Origin of the sequence: Nostoc sp. NMS4, from assembly GCF_017115095.1 — a bacterium.
Lineage (GTDB): Bacteria > Cyanobacteriota > Cyanobacteriia > Cyanobacteriales > Nostocaceae > Nostoc.
In genome coordinates this window covers 1-7,890 of record NZ_JABXKI010000231.1, presented here as the reverse complement: position 1 = coordinate 7,890, position 7,890 = coordinate 1, and the positions used below count along the sequence as shown (strand labels likewise).

Genomic DNA, 7,890 nt, shown 5'->3' with positions numbered 1-7,890 from the left:
TCATAACAGCTAGGGGGTTTTTTCACGAGCAAAGTCAGCTAAAACTCGATTAAAGACTTCAGTATTCACGTACAGTAGACCGAAAACTTTTGCGATCGCTAAAAAATAGTATTGTACAATACCGTTTTTGGGGGATATAAAACAATACGGTTCAGTTAAGACTATACAGTGCTAAGAATTAGGAAAATAGGAGGATGAGTTCGTGTGCCAGTACCTCGGTGTTTTACTCTTTTGGAGCGAAACTTAGATACAGGTTTTTTACAACTCTGGGGTTGGTTCGATGAACTCTTTCTGGAAGCGAGTAATTGCTGATTTACTTGGTACTCGCCAATATTTACCAACTTTTACCCATGTCTCCGACATCCCATCTATTAAGTTTTTGAGTACATCCTGCATCGAATCTCTAGACCAAAGACTCATTGCTATTACCAGGCTTACCACTAATTGCGCTGGTAGTGATCGCTTGCGTTCTTCCTCTGTTTGGGTATTAGCGATCGCCTGTTCGATTATCTTTGCTGGAATCGCTGTCTCGATTGCTTTAAGCAGGTCACCACTTTAGACCTATTCTTAATATAAGCTTTGTGAGATAATCGGTTGTTCTCGTAGAACAGTAGCATATTGGTGTGTGCATGGCATCGACTGTTTCAATCAGTATGTGAACTAAAATCTACGTTAAATAAACTTTTGAATGATGGAGAGCTTATTATTAAATGGGGAAGAAAAATAAAACATAAGGGAAATGCTGTTTGTGCAAATTAAAAGCACAACAGCTTATACCGTTTAACCAATGCGTAGATCCATGTTCTGCTGTAGCCAGTGACTTGCTCTACTCCTTCCGTCTTTTTTCCTTGTGCTAGTAACCATATAATCTAGTATTGACGACTTTTGATTTATCAAGGTTTTCTGTTTATTCAGCAAGCCCTACTTAGATTAAAGCTTGATCGCCCTCTCCCTGTAGTCCTGTCCCCGCCTCCGATCGTGGTGCAGACATGATTTGCTTTTGCTGTTCTTGTAGCCAGTTTTCAAAGAGTTCATTCAACAGGCGCACTTTCATAAATTCATCCAGTTGTGCGGGAATAAATTTTTCTAGCCGCAAAATCACGAACCAGTCGGCAATACGGGTAGGGGGCAATATCTGACCTGGTTGACTGCTAGAAAGCATTTGCACCATTATCGGATGTAGTGCATTCAGTTCAATCGGGCCTACCAAGCCACCAGTTTGGGCTTCCGGTCCGAGTGAGTATTCCCGCGCCAAATCAGCGAAAGAGTTTTCTTTTGCCTGAATCCTGAAGTAGAGTTCTTGGGCAATTCCCACATCCTGGGTTCGCAGTAGGGAATAAATTACTTTGTCCAGTTTTGCCTTGGACTGAAAAAAGTAAGATTCCAGTTTATTACCCCAAATGGCTTGCTTGAATTTTTCAATTTTTAGCTTACGAGTGGTAATAACTTCTAGTTGATCGGGAGTCAGCCCTTGATGTGCCATCCAAGCCTGAATGTCTTCTTCATTTTTGAACTGTTTTTCAGTGTAGAACTGCTGTTGAGCTTGGGCTACTTCTTCAGGGGTACACTCTATTAATACCTTGGCGGAGCGTGAGTTTTGTTCTATCGCCTCATCAATGATTAATTCTCGCTGCAACTGTGGCAGCATTTGGTAATTTGCCAGCAAGGAAATCAGTTCACTAGCTGTGATTGTACGATTACCGATTTGGATCGCTTCAGTCATTAGCTTTCGGGCATCTCAAGAATATCTAGTCTGTTAAAGAAGCTATACTTAACCCATTTTTTAGGAGCTTTTACCTTAATTCTACAGAGTTAGGTATGCTAACCTCACTTTCGCAATAATTAAATAGTTACTTGCTAACATATTTAAAAATATACAGTTTATATGAGTTTTTATCAAAGATTCTACGCAAATACTACGAGATGTGAAGATAAATACAAAAGATAGTTCTCGCCACTACGACTTAAAAGACGAAGTTTATCAGACTGAGCTAGGGTGTTTTGAGATAACTCTCTTTAATCACCCTTACTACAGTAAAATTTTTAACCCTTATCTAACTAGGATTTTGTCCATTAAACTTCGTTTTGAGGTTTCTATTATTGTACGTTATTGTACGAGCGAGTTTGCGTACCCTCACGGCGAAAGCAAGCTACGCGCAGCAGTCTCGCATCCAAGCGTTTGGAATTTCTTTAAGTAGAACAGGCATTATGCTAAGGGCGACGCTCCTACGCCGCTAAAGTATTCTCTACAAGATAGAGATGTTATGCGAACACTATCGAGCATATAGAGGTCTGTTTACGGTTGTCAGAGGTGTAAAAAGGTAGCACATGACATTCTATGCTGTCTTTTCACATAAGGGTATTTATGTATCTTACAACCAAAAATTCTTAGGTCTATAACGACTCTAAATAGTTCAAAAGATCCGCCATTTCTTGGACACTAGGTTGGAATTTTGGCATTGGCGGTGTTTCGCCACTGATAACTTGGTGAATCAGCCCATACCGAGACTTGTGCTTTGAAACAGCTTGCAAACTCGGTCCCACTCGCCCGTCTGCTTCCAAGCCATGACAACCAGCACAGTTAATTTGAAAGATCGCGTGTCCTTGAACTGGGTTTCCTGTAAGGGATAGAACACTCTTGACGTATGGATCGGAGGCTTGAACCAACTGAAGACCAAAAAAGCCCAAAGGGACTCCTAGCAGTATAGCCAGCGTCAATAAAACGATCCACTGAATCAAAATTTCAGGTTTGGTAATCTGGTTATCCAAAAGGTTTGCTGTGAAAGTCTAGGTGTGCTAAAAAGTTTTCATTTCCTACACATAGCTTAAAAGTTCTTGATTGTGTCTGCAAGCACAGAAGACTATTTTCTTGTGGGCAGTTGCCCTGTAAAAGGCTGTAGGGCGCAGGATTCATACGAAATTTGGTAAAATCAAAAACAGGCAACGAATATTTAATAATTACAAAGAGGAGATTTCCAGTGGTTGAACCCCTGCTATCAGGTATTGTCCTTGGTTTAGTTTTCGTCACTCTCGCCGGACTTTTTTACGCTGCATATAAGCAATACAAGCGTCCCAACCAGTTGGGGGGATGAGGTAGTCCCCAGTGGTGAGTGCTGAGTGGGATGAGGGACAAGGAAGCAATTCTTTTTCCCCACTCAGCACTCTTGTGATTCCACAATTCTGTAGAAAGTAAGTGATGTGTTGCCGTAAACTTTCTGGCGGCAAATTTCCCAAGCTGGAATCTTTGGCGGTGTCCAACCTTGTGAGGCGTGTTCAACTGCGATTTCGCCGCTAGTAATATCTAAAAATTGATGGTGAGCGATCGCTTCTAATACTGGCTGGTACAATCCACTGGCATAAGGTGGATCGAAGTAGATTCTATCGAACTGCTTGCCTGATAAAGTCTTTAACTGTTGGGTAATATCTCCCCGCAATACCCGAAATTCTTGGTCGGCATTAGCTACTTGCTGCCAATTTTGTTGGATGGTGGCACAGGCTCGGCTAGATTGTTCTATTCCCACTACTAGGCTGGCTCCTCTACACAAAGCCTCTGCGCCCATTGAACCAGTACCGGCGCATAAATCTAGCCAGCGACAACCTGCAATTTCTCCTTGCCAAATATTAAATACTGCCTCTCTTACCCGCGCACTAGTAGGTCTAGTTTCTTTTCCTGGTAAAGTTTTTAGCTGGCGATTGCCGTAAATTCTCAGACTCATTGATCATTGGACATTGGGCATTCTCATTTATTAACAAAGGACAAATGACAAATGAAAGATGGCAAAAAGAATATTAGGCAGGAATTTTTTCGCGGACTTGAGCAACGAAATTAGACAGGATTTGCAATCCGATATTAGAGGATTTTTCGGGGTGAAATTGGACTGCCATCAGGTTTTCATGGGCGATCGCAGCTGTGACGGTTTGAGTACCGTGAGTGATAGTTGCTGCACGGATTAGCGGGTCTATTGGGTCAACATAGTAGGAATGGACAAAATACACCCAAGGATCGGACGGTAAATGCTCCCACAAAATACTTTTTGGTTGAGTAATTTCCAGTTGATTCCAACCCATGTGAGGAATAGTGATGTCAGCCTCTGGACGAAATCGCCGCACTTTTCCTTTGATAATTCCCAATCCTGGTTGAGTACCTTCTGCACTTGATTCAAAGAGAATTTGTAATCCTAAACAAATTCCTAAGAAAGGTTTACCAGATGCGATCGCTTCTTTAATCGGTTGTTCCAAACCACGCGATCGCAGCTGTTGCACTGCTGGATCAAATGCTCCTACTCCCGGTAGGACTATTGCATCTGCTTGCTCTAATTCCTTTGGAGAATAAGTAACATTAGGAGTTGCCCCAGCTTTTTCCAAGCCTTTGCAGACTGAGTGCAAATTTCCCATCTCGTAATCTACGACCGCAATCACTGGCATTTACCTGCTCCTTGTAAATTTATTATGGAGGGTTTTTCTATTCTAAATAATATTTGTTATGAAGAAAAGAATTCTATTAACTTCTTTTGATATTTGGCTAAAGGATCAACAGTCAAATTCTTCTGATAATTTATTACTGGAAGTTAGCAAACTCGATCTGATACCAGATAACTTAACTTTTTTACGCCAGTTACCCGTAGATGTGTAACTTGCCAGTAGTCAGGTAATGGAAAAAATCAATGCAATCCAACCTGATTACATCATCTGTTGTGGCATGGCTGCACGCCGTACACAATTAACTGTGGAAGCAAGTGCTAGCTGGAAAGAAATTGTTTTGCAGACAGAAGTTGATTTAGAAAAATTAGTGGCAGAGGCAGCAAAAATTCAGATTAGCCACGACTGTGGGAAATTTGTCTGTGTTCGCGTAGCGTCTCCTAGAGAGGGTCTTTACTATTCAGTGTTGGACTACTTAAGCCAAAATAAACTCACAGCACGTTGTATTTTTGTCCACGTTCCGGTTCTCAATCAAGAAAATTTGATGGGGATTCTTGGCGATTTCGTATTAATTATTAACAAACTGGCACTTTCATCAAGTTGTTAATGTCTGTATGGTGAAATAAATATCTAAGTATATGTTGCCATTGTTACTAATTTTCCCAATTGCCCAATTAACTCCTGCCATGCCACCACCTGAAGAAGTTGTGCAACCACAAGAAGTACGACCTTTACCAGGTAAGTTGGATACAGTGCCAACATTTAACAGCAATAGTCCAGAATTGGTTTTGAAAGAAGGAATTTTACTTTCTACATTTCCACCAGATGGGAAAAAAGTGCCAACGGCGCATCTGAATTTTCCCTTTCGAGGACGATTTGATATTTTTGCTCACCACATTACGAAAGCTGAACCAGCAGATAATTTGCGTAGGCATAGCCCGTCGGAGACATCGCTCTATCTAGGGATAATTTTGCATAACCCCGGTTCAGAACCGGTGAAGGTGAATATTTGGCAAGGGGCGAGTTATTTAAGTCAACCAGATGCACCATTTATTCAGTTACCATCTTTTAGCCAAAATCTTTTAGGTAAAGTTTTTGCAGGTCCTGGCGATCGCGTCATGTCTGATGTGCTTCGGGGAGTGCGACAAGAGATTTTCCCCGCCCAAATTGAGATTCCACCAGGGAAAAGTCGAATGTTACTAAATTTACCAATTCCTGTAGAGGGATTGACACCGCCTCTCAATGGTCGGTCTACATTGATCCGATTGCAAAGTGATGGCACTGTCTATGCAGCTAGCCTCGCCATGTTTGCGCGGGTGAATCCTGATGGTAGCGAGCGATCGCCTACTTTAGAAGAGTGGCAGAATTTACTAGATAATGGTGACTTGGCTGGGCCACGAGATAAAGCTCCCACTCCCTTAGAGGATACTGGTAAGCCAAGAATTTATGGGCATGTTGCGGGAGTGGTTGGTGGTTCACGATGGAGAGCCTTATTAGTAGATAATCCTAAAGCTAGGTATCTAACTATTCCCCACCCTGGTGAAGTGTTTTCCTACGCTCTGAGTACCTTGCATGGTGGTACATTAGGAACTGGTCAAATTCAAAGTGCTAGTATGCTGGTGCGTTATCCTGACACCGCATATCGCGCTCATGGCAACTATGGAATTCAATATAATCTCAAGTTGCCGCTATATAACAATACTCAAAATCCTCAAACTGTTAGTGTGTCTATACAAACACCACTGAAGGAGGAGCAATTGGGAAAACCGGGGTTACGCTTTCTGAGTACACCATCTCCTCAAGTATTCTTTAGAGGGACAGTGCGAGTACGTTACAAAGATGACCAAAATCAGCCACAAACTGAGTTTGTGCATTTAGTCCAAAAGAGAGGTCAACCAGGGGAACCGTTAGTTTTATTAAAGATGAAACCAGGCGATCGCTCAATAGTCGAAGTAGACTTTCTCTATCCGCCAGATGCTACACCACCGCAAGTATTAACAGTGTCAACTCAAGCTCAAACTCGCTAATGAATGATGGCTAATTTAGGTATAAGTTTTCTTAAATTACCAATTACCTATTAGCAATACCTTCGTCAATTGACGAGGATGAACATAGAACGAACTTGGATTATGCACGCCTCTTTTTGCTTTATGGCAAAAAATTAAGCAAATAAGGCTCTACTGCTGAACAAGCTTGTACAGTCAAGCCAATAGCACATCTAATATTAAACAGTTAGTTATGGCAGAGACTTACAATGCTTACTGATAGTAGGCATTGTATTTACAACACAGATGCTGTTTAAAAAAAATTCTAAATTGTAAACGCCTATTGAAGTTGCAATAATAGATACTATGACTACTAAGCTGGTAGTCCAAGGCTTGATCTCACGCATAGATTCTTTTGTTGCTATGGATTATAGAGAGTGTATTTCCAAATACATTACCTGAATCTAATTCTGGCAAATAATATTGTTCTTAATTATACAATGCAGAGACATAGCAATGCTAAGTCTCTACATTCTTTTTCGGAAATATCTATTTACTAACCTCGTTGAAAACCCTTCGTTGGCTTTTGTTGCCCCTTGCCCTTGGGCTTAGATTTGTTAACTTCTCCTAAAGCTTCCTGAAATAAGTTATGCAAATGTATAGGCACGCTGGCAATATCTGGTAATTCTGGCTCAATAGGTTTGTGGAATTCTTGCAAAAGTGTATCCAAGTCGTTTTCAAGCCTAAACTCTGGACGTTGCAAAAATGTTTGCAACACGTTTTCTAATTGAGTTGGATACTGTTGTGCTAATCGATGCCAGATAAAAGCATTAATACTTTTATCTTCGAGGTAGTAACGAATTAATTTTTCAGAACCTTGAATACTTTGCCAGTCCTCTGCCGATAAGATTGCTTGTATTTTGCTGTATGTTGGTAAAAACATTTGTCCCCAACGAGGATGAGAAAGGGCTGTTACTTGTTCTGCTTTCTTGAGTTCAGCAGGTAAATCAACCTTTGGCATCACCATTTTGCTATTGCCGCTTTTGCTGTTAAACATCTCAGAGACTACCTTGGAATCAGTACCAAATTCTTCTGCTGCTACTTTGATTTCCTCGTCGCCAATGCCAGCCGCTTCTGCCACTTCAGCCAAAGATTTAGAAGTATCAATTCCTGCGGCTGCAAAGGTTTTTTGAGTAATTACTTCTTGAAATTCGGCTATTTTTTTATTCAGATGGTATCCAGATAGTGTGATTTCATCAGTGCCAAAAAAGTCCACAAACTGCTGATGATATTGTTCTACTGATTGCCAAGCTTCTTCTAACAAGTCTGGAGCATCGCTGTAAAGATTACTTTTATAGTTTTCTTTGAAATTGCCAATTGCTACGGCAAGTTTTGGTTTACCTAATTTACCCATTATTGTGTAGGGTCCAGAAAACATCCAGTAGCTATCGGTAACGGGAGAAATGCGAGTTAGCAAGATTTCTCC

Annotated in this window: 7 protein-coding genes and 4 pseudogenes; 4 read left to right on the top strand and 7 right to left on the bottom strand. The window is 41.1% G+C overall.

Annotation, left to right across the window (positions count from 1 at the left end; genetic code table 11):
* Positions 1 to 297: 297 nt before the first annotated feature.
* A pseudogene (locus tag HWQ37_RS20550) lies at positions 298 to 507 on the bottom strand (transposase domain-containing protein); the annotation flags it as partial.
* Between the two features lie 126 nt (positions 508 to 633).
* Between HWQ37_RS20550 and HWQ37_RS20545 the strand changes: the two are divergent.
* Positions 634 to 759: pseudogene (locus tag HWQ37_RS20545) on the top strand (IS630 family transposase); the annotation flags it as partial.
* Between the two features lie 5 nt (positions 760 to 764).
* On the opposite strand, the pseudogene HWQ37_RS20540 reads toward HWQ37_RS20545, so the two are convergent.
* From HWQ37_RS20540 to HWQ37_RS20530, 3 genes and pseudogenes are all read right to left on the bottom strand, one after another.
* Positions 765 to 890, bottom strand: a pseudogene (locus tag HWQ37_RS20540) (IS630 family transposase); the annotation flags it as partial.
* 35 nt (positions 891 to 925) lie between these two features.
* Positions 926 to 1,723, bottom strand: coding sequence for a peptidylprolyl isomerase (locus HWQ37_RS20535; protein WP_292750319.1), 798 nt, complete (start codon positions 1,721 to 1,723; stop codon positions 926 to 928).
* Positions 1,724 to 2,394: 671 nt separating this feature from the next.
* A complete protein-coding gene (locus HWQ37_RS20530; protein ID WP_292750317.1) occupies positions 2,395 to 2,769 on the bottom strand; it encodes a c-type cytochrome in 375 nt (124 codons plus the stop codon).
* Positions 2,770 to 2,978: 209 nt separating this feature from the next.
* Here HWQ37_RS20530 and petG point away from each other — a divergent pair, with 209 nt between their 5' ends.
* Complete coding sequence (gene petG / locus HWQ37_RS20525) at positions 2,979 to 3,092, top strand: cytochrome b6-f complex subunit V (protein WP_063721252.1); 114 nt, start codon at positions 2,979 to 2,981, stop codon at positions 3,090 to 3,092.
* A gap of 63 nt (positions 3,093 to 3,155) precedes the next feature.
* On the opposite strand, the gene rsmD is transcribed toward petG, so the two are convergent.
* Together rsmD and hisH are read right to left on the bottom strand one after the other, a co-directional pair.
* Positions 3,156 to 3,716 (bottom strand): 16S rRNA (guanine(966)-N(2))-methyltransferase RsmD, encoded by a 561-nt coding sequence (gene rsmD, locus HWQ37_RS20520; RefSeq protein ID WP_292750315.1) that lies wholly within the window; start codon positions 3,714 to 3,716, stop codon positions 3,156 to 3,158.
* A 73-nt stretch (positions 3,717 to 3,789) separates the two neighbouring features.
* The gene (gene hisH, locus HWQ37_RS20515; protein ID WP_292750312.1) at positions 3,790 to 4,425 is read right to left on the bottom strand and encodes an imidazole glycerol phosphate synthase subunit HisH; all 636 of its coding nucleotides are present in this window, start codon (positions 4,423 to 4,425) and stop codon (positions 3,790 to 3,792) included.
* Between the two features lie 58 nt (positions 4,426 to 4,483).
* On the opposite strand from hisH, the pseudogene HWQ37_RS20510 reads away from it, so the two are divergent.
* Positions 4,484 to 5,026 (top strand): annotated as a pseudogene (locus HWQ37_RS20510) (peptidase C15).
* Between the two features lie 31 nt (positions 5,027 to 5,057).
* Entirely contained in the window at positions 5,058 to 6,446 is a 1,389-nt protein-coding gene (locus HWQ37_RS20505; RefSeq protein WP_292750309.1) for a DUF3370 domain-containing protein, read from the top strand.
* Positions 6,447 to 6,960: 514 nt separating this feature from the next.
* On the opposite strand, the gene HWQ37_RS20500 is transcribed toward HWQ37_RS20505, so the two are convergent.
* On the bottom strand, positions 6,961 to 7,890 hold a 930-nt coding region (locus HWQ37_RS20500; protein WP_292750307.1), incomplete at its 5' end, for a hypothetical protein.

Coding starts and splice junctions, on each gene's coding strand:
- hisH (WP_292750312.1), bottom strand. CDS start 4,425: ATGCCAGTGATTGCGGTCGTAGATTACGAGATGGGAAATTTGCACTCA.
- HWQ37_RS20535 (WP_292750319.1), bottom strand. CDS start 1,723: ATGACTGAAGCGATCCAAATCGGTAATCGTACAATCACAGCTAGTGAA.
- HWQ37_RS20505 (WP_292750309.1), top strand. CDS start 5,058: ATGTTGCCATTGTTACTAATTTTCCCAATTGCCCAATTAACTCCTGCC.
- rsmD (WP_292750315.1), bottom strand. CDS start 3,716: ATGAGTCTGAGAATTTACGGCAATCGCCAGCTAAAAACTTTACCAGGA.